We start from the raw sequence: 17,108 nt of genomic DNA, 5'->3' as shown, positions 1-17,108 counted from the left end.
CCGCCTCCGCCTGCCGAAAGCTGATCGCTCGCGCGTTTCGTCGGGCTACTGGCTGGTCGGATATTCATCGAAGATGAGCACGCCTCCATGACCAGCTGACCCCAGCGGCTGGGGCCTCACCACCCATCATCCTTCAACCGCCGCACCCTCGGCCCTTCGTCCTTCTCAACCTTCTGCGCTTTTCCCACACCCGCGCGTTCCGCCTGCGCGCGGATATCGGCCAGCATCGCCTCGAACTCGGCCTCGTCGCGCGCTTCCTCTTCCTCCGGGGTCAGGCGGGGGCCGCGTTCCGCTTCGAGCCGCGCTGCCGCGTCCTCGCGCTCGCGCTGGGCGTCGATCTTCGCGTTGATGCTGGCGATCGTCTCGCATTCGCGCTGGAGTTGCAGGGCGCCCTGTTCGCGCTCCCACTCCTTGCGCCACTCCTTCTTCAGCCGCGCCAGCATCGCCTTGTCGAGCGCGTTGAGGCCCCGCGCTCGGCCCTCGGCAAAGCGTTCGGGCGCGCGGTTGCGCAGCATGAACATCAGCAGCCGGTCGTTATAGACCCGCCGCGTGCCGACCAGCTTGCCATAGGAATAGACCGGCACCTCGATGCGGTTCAGCGCGCGGTCCATGGCGACGTCCTCGATCCGCTCGATCCCGAGGTCTAGCGCGGCGGCCCAAGCCTTGCGGAACTGCTCCGCGCCCGGCTGGCGGCGCAGGTAGTAGGCGCTTTCGGGCGTCATTCCCGCCGCATTGGCCGCCGCGCGCACCGAGCCGTAGTCTGCAAGCCGCTCGATGAAGGTGCGCTGGCGTTCGGGTGTCCAGCCGTCATGCCGCTGGCACTTGCGCGGCACGGGGGTGAAGGCGGGCAGCTTGGTGGCGGGCTTGCGGGTGGTCATGCGAAGGGGCTCCGGTCAGCAAGGGGCGGGCTGCATGGACGCTTCATGCGCGTGTAGGAAAGGTGTTTGTGGCTTGCGCCGGGGCGGGGGCGGCAATAGGGGGCGGCCTTTGGCGTACCGGGTGGTCGAACGAGGTTTGCAGCAGTGACGGCAGTACAACAGGCGAATACGCACGAGCGGCTGGGCCGTCCGGTCCTGTCGGTCATTTCGCCGAGCTACAACGAGCGCGACAACATGCGCGCCTTCACCGATGGGCTGGCAAGCGCGCTCAAGGGCATCGAGTGGGAGCTGATCGTCGTCGACGATGACAGCCCCGACGGTACCTATGAGGAGGTGTTGAAGATCGGCGCGGTCAATCCGCGGGTGCGCTGTATCCGGCGTGTCGGGAGGAAAGGGCTGTCGTCGGCGGTGGTGGAGGGCATTCTGGCCAGCTCCGCGCCGGTGGTGGCGGTGATCGACGCCGACATGCAGCACGACGAGACGGTGCTCCCGCAGATGCTGGCGAAGATCGACGACGGGGCCGATCTGGTGGTCGGCACGCGCTATGCGGGCGGCGGCTCGACCGGCACCTGGGGCGAGGGCAGGGTGCGGATGAGCGAACTGGCGACCAAGATGAGCCAGCTGCTGATCGGCAATGCCACCTCAGACCCGATGAGCGGCTTCTTCATGGCGCGGCGCGAGTTGGTGAACAATCACGTCTACGACCTGTCGCAGCAGGGGTATAAAATCCTGCTCGACCTGATCGCCTCGGCTCCGCCCGCGACGGGGATCGAGGAAGTGCCGTATACCTTCCGCGAACGCATCGAGGGCGAGAGCAAGCTCACCATGATGGTGCTGGCCGAGTTCCTGTTCCTGCTGATCGAGAAGCTGACCAAGGGCCTGATCCCGCCGCGCTTCGTGCTGTTTGCCATCGTCGGTGTGCTGGGGCTGGCGGTGCACTTGTCGGTGCTCAACTTGATGGGCACCTTTCAGCCCAACTTTCTGGTAGCGCAGACCACGGCGACTTTCGTGGCGATGGTGTTCAACTTCGCGCTCAACAACCAGTTTACGTTCCGCGACAAGCGGTTGACCGGCCTGCGGATGATCCGAGGGCTGGTGGTGTTCATTGCCGTGTGCTCGGTCGGCGCGATTGCGAACCTTTCCGTGGCGAACTTCGCGCAGCAGGAGTTCGGCAACTGGAACCTGGCGGGCGTGCTCGGCGCGCTGATGGGTTCGGTGTTCAACTTCGGGGTTTCGTCGACGCTGGTGTGGAACCGGCGCAAGAAGAAGCCGCGCGTTTCGGCCTAGTCTATCCGTTCGAACGGCACTTCGGCGCCGTTCTGGTAAAGCGTTACGCCGGTGATCGTCTCGCCTTCTCCGGTGAACACCAGCCGCGCGTCGACCACTTTCAGGAAGAACGCGCGCGGCCCCTCTGCAAAGATCGGGAAGGCCGGCTGCGAGGTCAGCTGCGCGAACAGCTGGTCGCCTTCGCGAGTGATTATGAGCCGGGCGTTGTTCGCCATGCGATAGGTGCCGACCAGCGGGGCGAGCTGTTCGCGGCTGAGCGACATTTCCTCCCGCTCTGGCGCGGGTTCGGGCGCTGGCGGAATGTCTGCCTCCGGCACGACTGGCGTGCCGAGCAACGCGTGGAAAGCAAGGTCGGGGGCCGACGGTTCGGCGGCGGCGTTGGTCAGGCTTACTACCGCCCGGCGCGCTGCCGGCTGCACGGCCAAATGCGAACGAAAGCCGCCGGTGCCACCGCTGTGGTTGAGTACCTCGCCACCCGGCGCGGGCAAGATAAACCAGCCGAGCGCAGTCTGATAATCGGTGGTGATCTGATCGGTCCGCTCGGATAGCGTTAGCGCCATAGCCTCGCCGATGGGTGAAGCCGGGTCCATCGCCGCTTCGGCAAAGGTAAGCATGTCGCTGGCAGTCGAGCGCAGACCTCCGGCTCCAACCAGCACCGACATGTTCCACGGTTTGGCAGCGCGCAGATATTCGTCGTGCGGCACGGCAAAGTGCGCCTGCATGTCGGCATTCAGCGCAATGGCCGTATCGTCCATGCCGAGCGGATCGAGAATGCGTTCGCGAACGAGGTTCACATAGTCGGTGCCGGCCGCGCGGGCGAGGGCATAGCCGAGTAGACCGACCCCCAAGTTCGAATATTCGTAATGCGCGCCCACCTCGCGCGGAAGTTCGAAATTGGCGAGGAAGTCGAGCAGCATCGCTTCCGTATAGTCGGCATAGGGATCGGCGGGATCGCCATAAGGCATGTTGTCAGGCAGACGCGGCAGGCCCGAAGTTTGCAGCGAGAGGTGGCGCAGCGTGATCTCGGTGCCGCTGGCCCCGCGCGGCATACGCGCGCCTGCGGGCAGGTATGTTTCGACCGGATCATCAAGCGCGACCTCGCCCTTCAAGGTCATGTCGGCGAGCAACAGCGCGGTGAATACCTTGGTGATCGAGCCGATTTCGAACACCGTATCGCCGTCGAACTCGGGGCTACCCTCCGGCCCGGCCGTTACGATCCGGCGCGCGCCGTTTTCGCTGATCCCAAGCACGAACCCTGCTCCTGGGCGTGCGGCGATGCGGCGGGCCAGCAGCGGGGTGAGCACGTCAGTGGCGGGTATCTGCCATTCGGCTGGCAGGGCGCTGCGCTGTGGCCGCTGCTCGGGATCAAGCTGGCGCAAGGTAAGCGGCCAGCTCTGCGCGCCTTGCGTGAAGGTGCCCAGCCACCCGTCCGCCTCGGACGACCACGTCGCTGCGTAGCTTGCCCCCGCTACCGGAAGCGTGAAGGCAAGGGCGGTGTCGCTGGCTTCGATCGCGGCGAGAGGGGCGCCAAAACTGTCCTGGTCGGGGCTATCGAGCGTGCCTGCCAGCGAGCCATCGGCCTGGCGCGTGATCTCGACCACGATGCGCAGCGACAGGCTGGAGGAAATCGTGAGCACGCCGCTCCACAAGCCTTCGGCGCGTTTGCCGGTTTGCGCCGAGGCCGAAGGCGCGAAAGTGAGCAACGCGGCAGCGCACAGAGAAGCGAACCAGCGCAGGGCAGGGATGGTCATGGCAGACATTCCTCCTGTATCGATGAAGTTACGATAACACGCGTCGTGGCTTGCGTCAGGAAAAGCTGGCAGATGAAGTGTGGAGTCGAAGGCAGTGACGTTTTTTAGGTCACAGCACATTTCATCCCTTTTCGAACGTCACCATCGGGAATCGAGCTGACTACAGGGACAAGGAGAATGCCGTGTAACCGGTCTCTTGGAATGTGACCGTGTTTCCAAGCTTTTGTCATTGTTGCACTGGTGATGCGCCGAAGCACACATTCCTTACAATAATGTTGCAGTTTCGCATCACCAAGGCGACAAAGTGATTTCAACTGTACTCATACGGTTGCACACGAAATCATGTTCCTTCAGCAGTCCGATCACTGCCGCTTGAGCGGTGGCCGGTTTGGCTGGGAAGCCAACAACAAAAGGGACTGTCATGACAACTAACCAACTGCGGCAGCGCCGCCTTCGTTCTGGAGCGGCCCTGCTCGCCTTGACGATCGGCCTTTCGAACGCACCTGCCTTCGCTCAAGATGGCGGAATTTCAACAGCGGATTCCGATGGCATGATTGTCGTGACCGGCTCGCGCATTGCGCGTCCCGACATTGAAAGCTCTAGCCCGGTTTCCTTCGTTGGGGCCGAGGAATTCGAGTATCAGCAGACCGCCAACGTTGAAGAGGTTCTTAACGATCTTCCGCAGGTTATTCCGGCCACAACGGGCGTTTCGAACAACCCCGGTGGCGCCTCGGCGGTCTACGGTTCGGACGCTATCGCCGGTGTGGTGAACTTCATCACCAAGACCGACTTCGAAGGCATCGAGCTCAACGGCAACTACGAAGTTTCTGAGCACGGCGATGGGCAGCGCTACAACATCAACGGCACGATCGGCTCGAACTTCTCCGACGGTCGCGGCAACATCGTGATGCACGTCGATTACTACAAGCGCGATGCCGTGTTCGCGGGAGACCGTGACGCGACCCGTGACAGCTTCAGCGACAACGGTTCGGAATTGTTCCCCGGCGGCTCGTCGTTGATCCCGTCGTTCCGTCTCGTCGTCCCCGGCCTCGCCCAGGTGCTTGGCCTCGGCACTGGCGCCAACGATGCCGTGCGTTTCGACGAGAACGGCAACGCTATCGAATACAACCCTTCGACCGACCTCTATAACTTCGGTCCGGTGAACTATCTCCAGGTTCCGCAGGAGCGCTACCTCGGCTACGTCAAGGCGCAGTACGAGATCAGCGAAGCCATCGTTCCCTATGCGGAAGCTGCGTTCATCAACAACCGCGTCTCGACCGAACTGGCCGCGACCCCGATTGGCAACTCGACCCCCTACCGCGACGGTTCGCTCGGCGACAACCTTCAACTCCACGTCTATTCTCCCTTCCTCGGGGCAGAGACGGCGGCAGCTCTTCAGGCGCTCGACACCGATGGCGACGGCTATGTCTCTTCGGGCACCTACGGTCGACGTTTCCTTGAAACCGGTTCGCGTTCGCAACTCGACGACCGCAACGCTTTCCGCGTCCTCGCCGGTGTCAAGGGCGATCTCGGCGGCAACTGGGCCTACGATGCATACTACCAGTTCTCGCGGACCCGTAACTCGCAGATTCAGGGCGGCAACGTTCAGCTGAGTGCGCTGCTGGCAGGTGTGAAGACGGGGTTCATCTATGAAGCCGAAGTGAACGGTCAAATAGTAGAGCTTTCCAGCGGGACGCCAGTCGCTGGCGGAACCTTTGGTTGCGCCGACGCGACTGCTCGCGCCAGCGGCTGTGTGCCGGTGAACCTGTTCGGTGCCAATCAGATCGATGCTGCAGCAGCTGATTATATCAGCATCTCGGCGAGCAACCTGACCGAGGCAAGCACCAAGGTTTACTCGGGTGTCATCACCAACAACGACCTCTATGACTTGGGTGCTGGCCCGATCGGGCTTGCTCTCGGCATCGAGCGTCGTGAAGAGGCTGCCACGTTCCAGCCTGATACCTTCCTTGCATCGGGTGATGTCGGCGGATTCAACGCAGGACAGGCGACAGAGGGCGGTTATGAGGTCACCGAGTTCTTCGGTGAGGTTAATTTGCCTCTTCTTTCAGATATGTCTTTCGCCGAATTGATCGAATTGAATGGCGCGGTGCGTTATTCGGATTATTCGAATGCGGTTGGCGGCGTCTGGACCTGGGCGGTAGGCGGCATCTGGGACGTAGCGGGCGGCTTCTCGCTGCGCGGCAACTACCAGCAGGCTATCCGTGGTCCGAACGTAGAAGAACTCTTCGGCGGTCAGACTGTTGACTTCGCCGGTGCTACCGATCCCTGCCAGTCCGCGGAAGCTGGAAGCGGCGCGCTGCGCGAGCGCTGCATCGCCAATGGCGTTCCGGCGGCAGTTGTCGGCACCGACGATTACAGCTCGGGCAGCACCTCGTTCCCGGCGCTTGTCGGCGGCAATCCGAACCTGAAGGAGGAATCGGCAAAGACCTGGACTGTCGGTGCGGTTTACCTTCCCGAGTTCGTCAATGGTCTGTCGCTCACGCTGGACTACTACAACATCACCGTGGACGACTACATCGGCACGGTTGGCAACCAGAACATCGTGAACGCTTGTTTGCGTCAGGGCATCAGCCAGTACTGCGACCTGATCACCCGTTCGTCGACCGGTGAATTGCAGAGTTTTGTTGACCTTAACTTCAACGCAGCTTCGCTCCACACAGAAGGTCTGGACGTCGGTGCGCGCTACAGCTTGCCGCTGGGTGATGGTATCCTCGGCAACGGTTCGTCGTCGCTGTCGTTTGACTTCAAGGGCACCTATCTGTTCGCGCTCGACTACGATGCGGTTGCCGGCCTTGGCCTGCCCGTCAACGAATGTGCCGGTCGTTTCGGCCGCGTCTGCTCCGACACGGTAGCCTCTGGCCCGACCCCGCACTGGCGTAACACGCTGCGCACGACCTATCGTGACGGCGACGCTTACCTGTCGGTCCTGTGGCGCCACATTGGTGCGTCAAACGATGACGATGACGCCACCACTTATGCTGTGGAACACCTAGACTCGGCCGATTATTTCGACCTGACCGCAGGGTACGACATCAACGAGAACTTCTCGCTTGCTGCCGGTGTGAAGAACGTCTTCAACAAGGGCTTCCAGCCGCTCGCCAGCTTGCAGCAGGGCGGTAACGGCCAGCAGTCTAACACCTATCCGGCGACATACGATGTCCTCGGTCGGTACTTCTCGCTTTCGGCGAAGGTCAACTTCTAAGCGACCTTCGCTCGCCAGAGGCGAGAGATAAAAGAGTAAAGAAGGGCGGCGGGGCAACCTGCCGCCCTTTTTCTTTGGCGTCATCGTAAGGGGGAAAGCGCTCAGGACTTCACTTGGCGTTCATCACGCTCTTGGCTATAGCGCCATGCCATGATCACTCGCTCTGTATCGCGCCCCGTGCTGCGCAAGGCCCTGCTGGCCGCCCTGCTGTCCTCGGCCACGCTGCTTTCGGCCTGCGCCTCCACCGGCGGCGCCGAGGGCGACACCGCCTATGTCGCGCGCGATGTCGAATCGCTTTATCGTGCGGCGAAGAGCCGGCTCGACCGGGGCGACCTCAAGCTCGCCGCCGGGCTGTTCGACGAGGTGGAGCGCCAGCATCCCTATTCGCCCTGGGCTCGCCGCGCGCAGCTGATGAGCGCCTTTGCCTACTATGCCGACCGTGATTACACCAAGGCCATCGCCTCGGCGCAGCGGTTCCTATCGATCCATCCCGGCAACCGCGAAGCGCCCTATGCCTACTACCTGATCGCGATGAGCTATTACGAGCAGATCAGCGATGTGGAGCGCGATCAGGCGATCACCCGCCAGGCGCTCGCCGCGCTGACCGAGATTACGCGCCGCTATCCGCGCAGCGAATATGCCGCCGATGCGCGCCTCAAGATCGACCTTGTCAACGATCACCTCGCGGGCAAGGAAATGGAGATCGGCCGGTTTTACGAGCGTTCGGGCCAATGGCTCGCGGCGCAACTGCGGTTCCGCAACGTGACCGAAAACTATCAGACCACCAGCCACACGCCCGAGGCGCTGTTCCGTCTCACCGAAAGCGCGCTGGCGCTCGGCATTCCCGAAGAGGCGAAGCGCTACGCCGCCGTGCTCGGCGCCAACTATCCCGGCAACGAGTGGTACGAGCGTGCCTATGATCTTATGCAGGAATATGAACCTGCACTCGTCGGCGGCTAGGATTGCGGCGGGCCGCGCGCCCCGATAAGGCTGAGCGCTCATGCTGACCTCGCTCGCCATTCGCAACATTGTCCTGATCGAGGCGCTGGACCTGTCGTTCGGCGCAGGGCTTGGCGTGCTCACGGGCGAAACCGGGGCGGGCAAATCGATCTTGCTCGATGCGCTCGGCCTCATTCTCGGCAACCGCGCCGAAACCGCGCTGGTGCGTGCGGGCGAGAACGAGGCGAGCGTGACCGCGAGCTTTGAATTTGCCGCTTTGCCGCCGACCGTTGCCGAGGCTTTAGCCGATGCCGAAATCGACGTCGAGCCGGGCGAACCGCTGATGATCCGCCGCAAGGTGCGCGCTGATGGCGGATCGAAAGCCTTTGTGAACGACCAGCCCGCCTCGGTGGCTTTGCTGCGAGCGCTGGCCCCGGCGCTGGTCGAACTGCACGGCCAGCATGACGACCGCGGTCTGGTGAACCCGCGCGGCCACCGGATGCTGCTTGATCGCTATGCGGCAAGCGACAGCGCGGGCGTGGCCGAGGCATGGGATAGCTGGCGCGCTGCGGAAGATGCGCTGGCTGAGGCGCGGGCAAGCCATGCCGCGCTGGTGGCCGAGCAGGATCTGCTGCTCGCGCACCTTGCCGAGCTGACCGAGATCGCGCCCGAGGGCGACGAGGAGGCCGAGCTTGCCGGTGCCCGCGCCGATATGCAGAAGGGCGAGAAGCTCGCGGGCGATCTCGAAACACTGCGGCTGTTGTGGGACGGCTCGGATTCGGCGCTCGCCCAGATGCGCAGCGCCGCGCGGCGGCTTGACCGGATCGCCGAAGAACACCCGTTGCTGGCCGAGGCGCTCGCCGCGCTGGACCGCGCCGTGATCGAAGCGGGCGAGGCGGAGGAGAAGTTGCAGGGCGCGGCCGATGCGCTCGCCTTCGATCCGAACGAGCTGGACCGGATAGAGCGCCGCCTGTTCGAACTGCGCGCGCTCGCCCGCAAGCACGATTGTCAGGTCGACGACCTGCCCGCGAAGATGCAGGCGCTGCGCGAACAGTTGGACGGGATCGAACTTGCCGGTAGCCGCGAGGCCGAACTGGTCAAGGCAGCGGAGCAGGCAGGTGAGGTCTATCGGGCCCGCGCCGAGGCTCTCCACGCCACCCGCGTTTCTGCCGCGATGCGGCTTGACGAAGCGGTTGCGGGCGAACTCGCGCCGCTCAAGCTCGATGCCGCGCGTTTCCGCACCGCAGTCACCGAGCTGGAAGAGGAACGCTGGGGGCCGCACGGGCTCGATAGCGTCGAATTCCTGATCGCCACCAACCCCGGTGCCGACTTCGCGCCGCTCGCCAAGATCGCCAGCGGCGGCGAGTTGTCGCGCTTTATCCTCGCGCTGAAGGTCGCGTTGGCCGAGCAGGGCGGGGCGGCAACGGTGATCTTCGACGAGATCGACCGCGGCGTGGGCGGGGCGGTTGCCTCGGCCATCGGCGAGCGCCTGTCACGCCTCGCGGGCGCGGACGGGCAGTTGCTCGCCGTCACACACTCACCGCAGGTCGCAGCGCGCGGGCGCACGCACTACATGATCGCCAAGTCGAGCGAGGGCACGGTCACGCGGACCTCGGTCATGCTGCTTGACGCTGAGGGGCGGCAGGAAGAAATTGCACGGATGCTGTCGGGCGCGGAAATCACCGCCGAGGCTCGCGCCCAGGCAGACCGGTTGCTGGAGGGAGTATGATGATGCGCGGACTTTTCATGATGGCAGGCTTTGTCGCCTTGTCTGGCTGCGTCGCCGTTCCCGGCGGAGACGAAGCGATGCCTGCTCCGCTGCCGAAGCTCTCGCAGCAGCAGGACACGCCGCAACTGGCGCTGCTCGATTACGCGCTGGCCGACCATTTCGCGACGCTGCCCAAACCGACGACCTGCGTCGCAGCAAACGACGGGCGCACGCCGGAGGCGCTCGCTAGCGAGGGCGAGACCGCCCTGATGGAGCGCCACCCGCGCCTCGCGCCGTTCACGCGCTGCGTGCTGAGCGACGGCATGTGGATCGACGCCGAAGCCGAGGAAGGCGCTGCGAACGATGCCCTGGTGGTGGAGCTGGCGAACTTCACCTGCACCGACGAGTTTTCCTGCACCGGCTGGGTCCGCAAGGTGCGCGGAAGCGAGGGCATGACTACTAGCCGCTTCGGCATGGAGTGGGGCGCGAATGGCTGGGTGATCGCGCCCGCGCCGGTGCGGATTGCGCAGTGAGTGAAGGGGGCGAGATGAAAGCCCGCTGCTCCTCGAACCGGGGCGAGGCGTGAGCACTTCCGAAGCCGAGGCCGCCAACGAGTTGATGCGGCTGGCCAAGCAGATCGCCAAGCACAACCGGCTCTACCACGCCGAAGACGCGCCCGAGATCTCGGATGCTGAATACGACGCGCTTGTCCGTCGCAATTCCGAGCTGGAGGAGGCCTTCCCGCACCTGATCCGCGCCGACAGCCCGAGCCGGCAGGTCGGGCACGAAGTGGCCTCGTCGCCGCTTTCGAAGGTCACGCACGAAGTGCGGATGATGAGCCTCGACAACGCCTTCTCCGACGAGGAGGTGGAGGACTTCGTGGCCCGCGTGCGCCGCTTCCTGTCTCTGGCCGAGGACGAACCGGTCGCCTTCACCGCCGAGGACAAGATCGACGGCCTATCGTGCTCGCTACGCTACGAGCAAGGCAAGCTGGTGATGGCCGCCACCCGGGGAGACGGGCAGGTCGGCGAGAACGTCACCGCTAACGTTGCGCACATCGAAGACATACCGCAGCAATTGCCGGAAGGCGTGCCCGAGCTGTTCGAGGTTCGCGGTGAAGTCTATATGGAAAAACAGGCGTTTACCGCACTCAACGAAGCACAGGAAGAGGCTGGCGGCAAGCTTTTCGCCAACCCGCGCAATGCCGCTGCGGGATCGCTGCGACAAAAGGACGCGAGCGTCACCAAGGCACGGCCCTTGCGGTTTTGGGCGCACGGCTGGGGCGCGGCGAGCGACGTTCCTGGGGACACGCAAAGCGACGTGGTGGCAAAGCTGAAGGACTGGGGTTTCCCTGTCTCGCCCGATTTCCGTCGCTGCGCCGATGTTGGCGGAATGCTGCAAGCCTACCGCAGCATTGGCGAGGGGCGGGCAGGGCTGCCGTATGAGATCGACGGCGTTGTCTACAAGGTCGACCGGCTCGACTGGCAGAAGCGGCTGGGCTTCGTCGCCAAGGCACCGCGTTGGGCGCTCGCGCACAAGTTTCCTGCCGAGCGCGCCGAAACCACTGTGGAGAGCATCGACATCCAGGTCGGCCGCACCGGCAAGCTGACCCCGGTCGGCAGGCTCGCCCCGGTGCTGGTGGGCGGTGTCACCGTCACCAACGTGACGCTGCACAACCGCGACGAGATTGCGCGGCTCGGCCTGCGTGAAGGCGACCGGGTAGTGATTCAGCGCGCGGGCGATGTGATCCCGCAGGTGGTCGACAACCTCACCCGCGAGGAGGACCGCCCGGCCTATGTCTTCCCCGACCATTGCCCCGAGTGCGGCAGCGAGGCTGTCGCGGAGGAGGGCGAGGTCGATGTCCGCTGCACCGGCGGACTGATTTGCCCCGCACAGCGCACCGAGCGGCTGAAACACTTCGTCAGCCGCGGCGCGCTCGATATCGAGGGTTTGGGCGAGAAGACCATCGACCAGTTCTTCGCGCTCGGCTGGCTGGAGAGCCCCGCCGACATCTTCCGCCTGCGCAAGCGCCGCGAGGAAATCCTCGCGCTTGAAGGCTGGCAGGAAAAGTCGGTCGACAACCTGCTGGCGAGCATCGAGGCCAAGCGCGAGCCCGATGCAGCGCGGATGCTGTTCGGGCTGGGCATTCGTCATGTCGGTGCGGTGACCGCGCGCGATCTGATGAAGGGGTTGGGCGACATCCATCGTCTGCCCGAAAAGGCGCTGGAAATTCACGCCTATCGGCAGGAGCATCCACAGGCCGAAGGTGAGAGCGAGGGAAAGTTCACCGCGCGGATGGTGGAGCAGATCAAGGCGATCCTCGAAGTGCGCACCGATGGCATCGGCATGGCAGTCGGCTTCGCGCTGGCCGATTTCTTCCACGAAGAGCACAACCGCAAAGTGTGGGACGACCTGCTGAGCGAGGTTAGCCCTCCGCTTTACAAGGTGGCGACCGTGGACAGCGAAGTCGCCGGCAAAACAGTGGTGTTCACCGGCAAGCTCGAAACGATGAGCCGCGACGAAGCCAAGGCGCAGGCAGAGCGGCTCGGCGCCAAGGCTGCGGGCACCGTCAGCGCCAAGACCGATCTTGTCGTGGCTGGGCCGGGCGCGGGTTCCAAGCTCAAGAAGGCGGCCGACCTTGGGATCGAGGTGATCGACGAAGCTGGCTGGGCGGAGATCGTCGCGGCGGCGGGCTAATCCGGCCTGTCACCGCTTTCGCCCTGATCGGCTTTGCCCCGTTCCTTGCGCTGGCGAACTTCTTCCACGCTCTCGGCTTTCAGGGGATCGAAGATCGTCATGAAGGCAAGGCCGAGCCCCATCATTACCCCGCCCGCAGCGCCCTTGCGCGCGGACTTGCGGCTTCTCCGCAGCAAGGCTGGGAGCACTGCGAGGGCTGCGCATAACACCACACCGGCAACAAGCCATTCCATTGCGATCTCCCCGCGCCATCCTGCCAAACCTTATAACATGTAACCATCGCGAAGGGGGAAATGCATCATTGGAACCTTTCAGCCGTTTTGCGCACTGTTCCATTATGGCCGACCCAAAAACCGCACAGCTCTATCGCATGGTGATGGAGAAACACGTTTGCCCTTATGGGGTGAAGTCGAAGTGGCTGCTCGAGCGCAAGGGCTATACTGTCGAGGACCACTGGCTCACCACGCGCGAGCAGACAGACGCGTTCAAGGCCGAGCATGAAGTGAAGACCACGCCGCAAACCTTCATCGATGGCAAGCGGATAGGCGGTTACGATACGTTGCGGGTCCACTTTGGCGACTGGAAGCCCGAAAGCGAGCGCGCCGAGACCTCCTACCGTCCGGTGCTGGCGGTGTTCGGAGTGGCGCTGGCGCTGGCGGTGTCGCTCGGTTTGTGGGCTTTCGGCACGGTTCTCACGCCGCGAGTGGCGGAGTGGTTCATTGCCTTTTCTATGGCGATGCTGGCGATGCTCAAGCTGCAGGATGTCGAGCAGTTTTCGACCATGTTCACCGGCTACGATCTGCTTGGGCGGCGTTTCGTGCCCTATGCCTATGCCTACCCGTGGTTGGAGGCGCTGGCGGCGGTGCTGATGGCGGGGCACTGGCTGCCATGGCTATCGATCCCGGTCGCGCTGTTCATCGGCACCGTGGGCGCGGCGAGCGTGTTCTACGCGGTTTACGTGCAAAAGCGGGAGATCAAGTGCGCCTGTGTGGGCGGGGGTTCGAACGTGCCGCTGGGTTTCGTGTCTCTCAGCGAAAACCTTGCGATGATCGCCATGGCGCTGTGGATGATTGCTCGCATAGCTACTTGATGAGGTGCTCGCGCGAGCCTAAGCGGCGGCGCGAATGGCTCGCTCGCATCTTTTTGCCCATCGGAACTGGTGTCTCTTGCTGCTGGCAGCGGCGATGCTGATGCGCGCCGTTGTTCCCGCTGGCATGATGACCGCGGCAGACAGCGACGGTTCGATCACAATCGAGATATGTAACTCCGACGCGCAGTGGCATCTTCCGATCAAAGCCAAGCATCCGGGGCAGCAGAGCAGCGACAAGTCCTCGGGCCATTGCCTGTTTGCCGGTCATTCCGGGGGCGATTCTGCCCCGCCGCTTCCGGTGCTCGCAGTGCCCTTCGCTGGGGTGACGAACCTGTTCGCCGGCTTCGCCACGCTTGCCGCTGCCTACCACTATGCGCGGCAACTGCCGCCAGCGCGCGCGCCGCCTGTCGTCTCCTGAGCCAACGGCCGGATCAGTCCGGCCATGTTCAGACCAGACAGGATTTTTACAATGCAATTCACTATGTTTGCGGGCGCTTGTGCGCTCGTCTCTTCGCTTGCCGTTTCCGCCGTGCTGTCCGCGCCTGCCCATGCGCAGGCAGACATCGATGCCGACACCATTGAGGTTCATCAGCAATTGCTCACGCCCTCTGCGGGCATGATGAACGATCACATGCACGAAGGCGGCGAGGCGATGATCGGCCTGCGGCTCGAGCGTCAGCGCTATTCGGGCACCAACCGTTCGGGCACCGACGAGATCAGCGATGCCGATGTGCTGGCAGCGGGCTATTCCGTACGCGCGCAGTCCATGGAGATGGACATGGTGATGCTCGATCTGATGTTCGCGCCCACCTCCGATCTCACGCTGATGGTGATGCCGCATTACATGTGGCACCGGATGGAGATGGTCGGGATCGATCCAGCGAACACCGGCATGGACATGGATATGCCCATGGACATGCCGATGGATCACAGCAGTCACGGCGGGCACGGTGGGATGCCTTATGGCATGGTTCACGCCCACGGCACCGAAGGCTTTGGCGATACGCTGGTATCGGCCTCATACCGGCTGGCGCGCAGCCATGCATTCAACGCCCATGCCACCTTGGGACTGTGGGTGCCGACCGGGGCGGTCGACAGAACGAATGCCGACGGCACTTTCGTCCACTACGGTATGCAGTCGGGCAGCGGCACCTGGGATATCGAGCCTGCTGTTACCGTGAGCGGCCAGGCCGGGGCAATCGGCTGGGGCGGGCAGGCGAGCTATCGCTGGCGCACCGACGACAGCAATGCCAGCGGCTTTGCTTTTGGCGACAAGGCGCGGGTGACCGGATGGCTGAGCTATCTGCTGGCCGCCGATGTCGGCACCACCGCGCGGCTGGAGTGGGAGCACGAGGGGGCGGTGCTCGGCCATTACAACGCGGCGCACAATCATTCCGCGCCGTCGGATATTCAGGCGAACTATGGCGGCGACGTGATCAGCGCGGCGTTTGGCGTCAACTGGCGCTTGCCGCTGGCCAACCGGCGCGGTCCGCAGCTTGGGGCGGAAATGGCCGTGCCGATCCATCAGCGCCTGAACGGCATCCAGTTGCCGCGCGACTGGCGCCTGTCGCTGTCGCTTGCGCAGACCTTCTGATCCAACCGGCGAGGCGGGGCGCATGAGCGCTCCGCCTCGTTTCATATCGCTACATCGGCGCTGGCCCCGGGGACCGGGATCCACTTGGTCACCCCTCCGGCAAAGGGCGTCCATGCCCCCATCTCGATCCCGGCGGCAGCAAGAGTATCGCCCACCCAGCTGTTGCAGGTGTGGAACAGCGTATAGGTGCCAAGCGCCGGGTAGTAGGTATCGCTCGTATAGCTCGCGCGCAGTTCTTCCCGCTGTTCGCCGCTTGCGAGTGGCGGCAGGCTCGCCTCGATCCTCGTGACCAGCTTGCGATAGTTCGCGGCGCTGATTGTCATCGGACGATAGCTCGCGCTTGGCATGGGGCGGACATAGGGGCTCACCCGCATGAGGGGCTCTCCGCCCTCGAAAGCGATCCGCGCCGCGGTCGCGAGCTTAAGGTCGCTCCACTCGGCGACGTTCAGAAACACCTCGCGTTCGCCCCAGCCTATGCCGAGGTGGGTTGGCAGGCGTCCGTCATGAGGCCGGGGCCTCGCGGCGCTGGGAAAAGTCTCGCGCCAGTCCTTCACCGCGTTCACCACCGGCACCACCACGCCCGTATGGGTGCCGTTGGTCTCGACCATGATCGTTATCTCGCGAGGCTGGTCGCCATCGCCTGAACCACGCGGGATCGTGCTGCCGAGCCAGCCCGCAACCGGGTAAGCCCCGAGCACCAGCAGAACGATGACAAGAGCGCGCCCGATGGCGCGCGCTAGCCGACGTAGCGCGCCCTGAGCCACAGAATGCTCCAGTCGCCGCGTTGAATGCGCTTGTGCAGCCGCAGCCCGTGGCGACGATAGGCGCGGCGCACCGTGCTTTCCTGCGTTGCCAGCAGCCCTGCCAGCAGCACCGAGCCGCGCGGTGCGAGGGCGGCGGCAAAGTCGGGCGCAAGTTCCACCAGCGGCGCGGCAAGAATATTGGCGATGAGCAGATCGTAGGGCGCGCGCGCGTGCAGCAGGTCGTGGTCCATGCCCTCGGCGGTCATAGCTGCTACCTTGCCCGGCTCAGTCCCAAGCGGGATGGAGTTGCGCAGCGCGTTGTCGATCACCGCCTCGGTGCACAGCGGGTCGATATCGCTGACTGTATAGCGCGCCTTGGGCCACAGATCACGCGCGGCGAAGGCGAGCAGGCCGGTGCCGGTGCCGATATCGGCCACGCTGCGCGGATGCACGCCATCACCGTGCATCGTATCGAGCATTTCGAGGCACCCCGCCGTGGTCGCATGTTGCCCGGTGCCGAAGGCTTGCGCTGCCGGGATGCAGAAGCTGGTCATGCCCGCTTCCTCGCTCGCGGAATGCTCTGGCGTGTGAACATAGAACCGGCCGGCGCGAATCGGTTGCGCGCCCTTCTGGCTCTCGCTCACCCAGTCGGCATCGGGCAGCTCTTCGGAGTTGATGTCCGGCACCTCATCCTCGAACAGCGCTGCGACGGCCTCTCGCTCGGCAGCACCGGGCTTTTCCTCGCAATAGGCATCGAGTTGCCACACGTCGGGCTCGTCCGGGTCGACTTCGAAGGCGGCGAGGACGAGCGCCTCGTCCCAGCCTTCGGCGCGGTCCAGCGCTTGTTCGACAGCTTCGCGCGACGTGACGGCAGACAGTTTCCAGCTCATGACTGCGCGGCGTGTTCCTCTGCGAGCCGCGCGTCAAGCCGCTCGGTGATGCTGGCCGCATATTGTGCGCAGTTCATGCCCGAGGTGATGCCTTCCGCCATCAGTTTGCCGCCCTGCCGATATGGTCAAAATGCTCGTGGATGGTGAAAATCTGCTTCATTTCCGCCGGATCGAACCCCAGCGCGGCCACATTGGCCAGCACCTTTGTAGGACAGCGGCAAAGGTGCTGGTCGCGCCAACCAGCGTCGAACCCCCACCCGCAGCCCCTCCCCGAGGGGAGGGGAGCAAGGAGGATCAGGGTACCGTCT

14 protein-coding genes are annotated in these 17,108 nt (G+C 64.1%); 9 read left to right on the top strand and 5 right to left on the bottom strand.

Features of this window, described 5'->3' with window-relative positions:
• Nucleotides 1-116: 116 nt before the first annotated feature.
• Nucleotides 117-878, bottom strand: coding sequence for a hypothetical protein (locus E0473_RS03415; RefSeq protein WP_137679431.1), 762 nt, complete (start codon nt 876-878; stop codon nt 117-119).
• A 144-nt stretch (nt 879-1,022) separates the two neighbouring features.
• Here E0473_RS03415 and E0473_RS03410 point away from each other — a divergent pair, with 144 nt between their 5' ends.
• Nucleotides 1,023-2,165, top strand: coding sequence for a glycosyltransferase (locus tag E0473_RS03410; protein WP_206663414.1), 1,143 nt, complete (start codon nt 1,023-1,025; stop codon nt 2,163-2,165).
• On the opposite strand, the gene E0473_RS03405 is transcribed toward E0473_RS03410, so the two are convergent.
• Complete coding sequence (locus tag E0473_RS03405; protein ID WP_161981500.1) at nt 2,162-3,916, bottom strand: serine hydrolase; 1,755 nt, start codon at nt 3,914-3,916, stop codon at nt 2,162-2,164. The two genes, E0473_RS03410 and E0473_RS03405, sit on opposite strands and share 4 nt — an antisense overlap.
• 379 nt (nt 3,917-4,295) lie before the next feature.
• Here E0473_RS03405 and E0473_RS03400 point away from each other — a divergent pair, with 379 nt between their 5' ends.
• The 5 genes from E0473_RS03400 to ligA all read left to right on the top strand — a co-directional run bounded on the left by E0473_RS03400 (nt 4,296) and on the right by ligA (nt 12,483).
• Nucleotides 4,296-7,139, top strand: coding sequence for a TonB-dependent receptor domain-containing protein (locus tag E0473_RS03400; RefSeq protein WP_241657311.1), 2,844 nt, complete (start codon nt 4,296-4,298; stop codon nt 7,137-7,139).
• Between the two features lie 150 nt (nt 7,140-7,289).
• Nucleotides 7,290-8,099, top strand: a complete 810-nt coding sequence (locus E0473_RS03395; protein ID WP_137679429.1) for an outer membrane protein assembly factor BamD — start codon at nt 7,290-7,292, stop codon at nt 8,097-8,099.
• Between the two features lie 40 nt (nt 8,100-8,139).
• On the top strand, nt 8,140-9,807 hold the full coding sequence (gene recN, locus E0473_RS03390) for a DNA repair protein RecN (RefSeq protein ID WP_137679428.1): 1,668 nt from the start codon (nt 8,140-8,142) through the stop codon (nt 9,805-9,807).
• Nucleotides 9,804-10,319 carry a Slp family lipoprotein gene (locus E0473_RS03385; RefSeq protein ID WP_161981499.1) on the top strand — a complete coding sequence of 172 codons (516 nt, stop codon included), beginning with the start codon at nt 9,804-9,806 and terminating at the stop codon, nt 10,317-10,319. The genes recN and E0473_RS03385 overlap by 4 nt, the downstream gene beginning before the upstream one ends.
• Nucleotides 10,320-10,404: 85 nt before the next feature.
• Entirely contained in the window at nt 10,405-12,483 is a 2,079-nt protein-coding gene (gene ligA / locus E0473_RS03380; protein WP_241657367.1) for an NAD-dependent DNA ligase LigA, read from the top strand.
• Here ligA and E0473_RS03375 read toward each other — a convergent pair.
• On the bottom strand, nt 12,480-12,716 hold the full coding sequence (locus tag E0473_RS03375) for a hypothetical protein (RefSeq protein ID WP_137679425.1): 237 nt from the start codon (nt 12,714-12,716) through the stop codon (nt 12,480-12,482). The genes ligA and E0473_RS03375 overlap by 4 nt on opposite strands.
• 104 nt (nt 12,717-12,820) lie before the next feature.
• Here E0473_RS03375 and E0473_RS03370 point away from each other — a divergent pair, with 104 nt between their 5' ends.
• Genes E0473_RS03370 through E0473_RS03360 form a run of 3 tightly spaced genes read left to right on the top strand, consistent with a single transcriptional unit; the run spans nt 12,821 to nt 15,167 of the window.
• Entirely contained in the window at nt 12,821-13,573 is a 753-nt protein-coding gene (locus tag E0473_RS03370; RefSeq protein ID WP_137679424.1) for a glutaredoxin family protein, read from the top strand.
• 34 nt (nt 13,574-13,607) lie between these two features.
• Entirely contained in the window at nt 13,608-13,991 is a 384-nt protein-coding gene (locus E0473_RS03365; RefSeq protein WP_137679423.1) for a DUF2946 family protein, read from the top strand.
• A 51-nt stretch (nt 13,992-14,042) separates the two neighbouring features.
• Complete coding sequence (locus E0473_RS03360; protein ID WP_137679422.1) at nt 14,043-15,167, top strand: transporter family protein; 1,125 nt, start codon at nt 14,043-14,045, stop codon at nt 15,165-15,167.
• A gap of 41 nt (nt 15,168-15,208) precedes the next feature.
• On the opposite strand, the gene E0473_RS03355 is transcribed toward E0473_RS03360, so the two are convergent.
• Entirely contained in the window at nt 15,209-15,931 is a 723-nt protein-coding gene (locus E0473_RS03355) for a DUF2459 domain-containing protein (protein WP_241657310.1), read from the bottom strand.
• Nucleotides 15,904-16,800, bottom strand: a complete 897-nt coding sequence (locus E0473_RS03350) for a 50S ribosomal protein L11 methyltransferase (RefSeq protein ID WP_137679420.1) — start codon at nt 16,798-16,800, stop codon at nt 15,904-15,906. The genes E0473_RS03355 and E0473_RS03350 overlap by 28 nt, the downstream gene beginning before the upstream one ends.
• Between the last annotated feature and the right edge of the window lie 308 nt (nt 16,801-17,108).

The sequence above is a fragment of the Aurantiacibacter suaedae genome, assembly GCF_005434915.1.
Taxonomy (GTDB): Bacteria; Pseudomonadota; Alphaproteobacteria; order Sphingomonadales; family Sphingomonadaceae; genus Alteraurantiacibacter; species Alteraurantiacibacter suaedae.
Note: the sequence above shows the minus strand (reverse complement) of the source record. Positions and strands in the feature narration are given on the sequence as shown.

Bases quoted from the DNA above. Each gene is read 5' to 3' on its own strand.
- recN (WP_137679428.1), top strand. From the start codon at position 8,140: ATGCTGACCTCGCTCGCCATTCGCAACATTGTCCTGATCGAGGCGCTG.
- ligA (WP_241657367.1), top strand. From the start codon at position 10,405: ATGCGGCTGGCCAAGCAGATCGCCAAGCACAACCGGCTCTACCACGCC.
- E0473_RS03375 (WP_137679425.1), bottom strand. From the start codon at position 12,716: ATGGAATGGCTTGTTGCCGGTGTGGTGTTATGCGCAGCCCTCGCAGTG.
- E0473_RS03370 (WP_137679424.1), top strand. From the start codon at position 12,821: ATGGCCGACCCAAAAACCGCACAGCTCTATCGCATGGTGATGGAGAAA.
- E0473_RS03395 (WP_137679429.1), top strand. From the start codon at position 7,290: ATGATCACTCGCTCTGTATCGCGCCCCGTGCTGCGCAAGGCCCTGCTG.
- E0473_RS03365 (WP_137679423.1), top strand. From the start codon at position 13,608: ATGGCTCGCTCGCATCTTTTTGCCCATCGGAACTGGTGTCTCTTGCTG.
- E0473_RS03415 (WP_137679431.1), bottom strand. From the start codon at position 878: ATGACCACCCGCAAGCCCGCCACCAAGCTGCCCGCCTTCACCCCCGTG.
- E0473_RS03385 (WP_161981499.1), top strand. From the start codon at position 9,804: ATGATGATGCGCGGACTTTTCATGATGGCAGGCTTTGTCGCCTTGTCT.
- E0473_RS03405 (WP_161981500.1), bottom strand. From the start codon at position 3,916: ATGACCATCCCTGCCCTGCGCTGGTTCGCTTCTCTGTGCGCTGCCGCG.
- E0473_RS03350 (WP_137679420.1), bottom strand. From the start codon at position 16,800: ATGAGCTGGAAACTGTCTGCCGTCACGTCGCGCGAAGCTGTCGAACAA.
- E0473_RS03360 (WP_137679422.1), top strand. From the start codon at position 14,043: ATGCAATTCACTATGTTTGCGGGCGCTTGTGCGCTCGTCTCTTCGCTT.